This window comes from Actinoplanes sp. NPDC026623 (assembly GCF_040638275.1).
Lineage (GTDB): Bacteria > Actinomycetota > Actinomycetes > Mycobacteriales > Micromonosporaceae > Actinoplanes.
Genome location: NZ_JBEZXZ010000451.1, coordinates 1 through 1,326 on the forward strand (window position 1 = coordinate 1; position 1,326 = coordinate 1,326).

The 1,326-nt window shown below is 70.2% G+C and carries 2 protein-coding genes; both read left to right on the plus strand.

From position 1 onward, the window contains the following. The first annotated feature begins 345 nt into the window (after window positions 1–345). Window positions 346–780, plus strand: coding sequence for a hypothetical protein (locus AB0F10_RS45735; RefSeq protein WP_360640914.1), 435 nt, complete (start codon window positions 346–348; stop codon window positions 778–780). Between the two features lie 30 nt (window positions 781–810). Next, window positions 811–1,257 carry a DUF2231 domain-containing protein gene (locus tag AB0F10_RS45740; RefSeq protein WP_360640916.1) on the plus strand — a complete coding sequence of 149 codons (447 nt, stop codon included), beginning with the start codon at window positions 811–813 and terminating at the stop codon, window positions 1,255–1,257. The last annotated feature ends 69 nt before the right edge of the window (window positions 1,258–1,326 follow it).

Below are 1,326 nucleotides of genomic sequence, written 5' to 3' on the forward strand. Positions count from 1 at the left end.
GGCCCGCGCGTGCGCCGAGCGTGCTCGCGCCCCGCGCGGAGAACCGGCCGGCCTCCAACAGGGCGTCGAGCGCCAGGCTTGCGGCGACTCTCGGGTCGAGCTCATGCCTTACCTGCGACATCACCAATCCACCACCCTTGATCGGAACTGCTGCTCAGCCTGCGGGAGGCGGGTCGGTTGAGCCTCATCCGGCGGGGGTGAAGCCGCCCTCGCGTCCCCGGGCCGGCCGGGCCGGTCCCGTCGCCCCGGCTCATTCCCCTCGGATGATCCGGCGGGCACGGCCGGCGGGAAGCCTTGAGGGCGCAATGGGCGGCACCGCCTTCGCGTACTCAGAGGGGGCCAGTCATGGCGCACGCACACGATCCCGTCGCGGGCTACCGCGACGACCGGGTGACCGGTTGGGTCGGATGGGTTCTCTTCGCCGGCATCATCATGCTGACCGGCGGATTCTTCAACGTGATGGGTGGCATCGTCGCGCTGGTCCGCGACGACTTCTACCTGGTGGGCTCCGGCGGGCTGGTGCTCAGCATCGACTACACCGCCTGGGGCTGGCTGCTGCTGGTCTTCGGCGCGCTGCTGCTGTTCGCCGGGTACGGCGTCATGGTGGGCCAGACCTGGGCCAGGGTGACAGGCGTGATCCTCGCCGTGATCAACGCGGTGATGCACATGGTCTTCATGCCCGCGTATCCACTCTGGTCGATCGTCATCATCACCCTCGACGTGTTCATCATCTTCGCCCTGGCGGTACACGGCCGGGAGACCAGGCAGATCAATCCCTGAGGCGACCGCACCGAGGACGGTGGCAGCCGCATGGAAAGCCGGCTCCGGATCGCGGACAATGCCGTACACCCACTTCTGCTGATGTTCCCGCTCGGCCTGCTCTCGATCGCGTTCATCTTCGACGTGGCCACGATGGCCGGCGCGCCGCGGATGCTCGCGACGCTCGCCTTCTGGAACATCGTCGCGGGGCTCGCCGGCGGCGTGCTGGCCATCTCGGTCGCGACCATCGACATCATGGCGGCCTCGCCCGGCCGCGCCGCCCGCGCCGGCACCCTCGGCGTGCTGCTCGACCTCTGGGTGCTGATCGTCTTCGCCGTCATCGCGCTGATCCGGCTGCGCACGCCCGACCGCGGCACCGACCCCGGGCTCCTGCCGGTCGAGGTGATCGGGCTCGCGGCCGCCGGGATCAGCACCTGGTTCGGCGGCCGGCTCGGCCCCCGGCGGCCGCCGGGAAGCGCAGCCAGGTGGTCGGGGTGAGGAACGTGATCAGCCAGATCGAGAAGATCACGCCGAGGGCCGGTATCACCGGCATGCCCGGCAGCCGGA